This is a genomic window from Paenirhodobacter enshiensis, assembly GCF_000740785.1.
In the GTDB taxonomy this organism is placed as follows: Bacteria; Pseudomonadota; Alphaproteobacteria; order Rhodobacterales; family Rhodobacteraceae; genus Rhodobacter; species Rhodobacter enshiensis.
Genome location: NZ_JFZB01000112.1, coordinates 1 through 315 on the forward strand (window position 1 = coordinate 1; position 315 = coordinate 315).

Annotated in this window: 1 protein-coding gene; it reads right to left on the minus strand. The window is 61.3% G+C overall.

Going from position 1 to position 315, the window contains the following annotated elements:
• Positions 1–27 precede the first annotated feature (27 nt).
• Positions 28–315 (minus strand): AAA family ATPase (locus CG50_RS16115; RefSeq protein ID WP_036640752.1); only part of this gene is annotated, 288 nt, incomplete at its 5' end.

The window sequence follows — 315 nt, forward strand, 5'->3', positions numbered from 1 at the left end:
TTTCGCCAGGGCATCTAGAGATGACGGTCAATTTGCCAGTTGCTTACAGACAAAGTCGGCACGTGTTGCAATGTCGGTGCGCGGCAACTCCGTGATTTGGTATCCGAGCGCGATGTAGGTCTCCCGCATGACGGCACAGGTCGCTTCGGCTTCGGCGCGAGTCTGCTTGCGTTCGCTGTCTTGCGTGAAGATCTCATCCCAGAACGGCGCCAGGAAGACGCGACGGTTGTAGCGGGCTGCCTTGGCCGCTGCGGCGACGTGGGGCGGCACGGAGAGGTCGCACAGGCTCAGGTAGCCCATGATGTCGGGAATGCC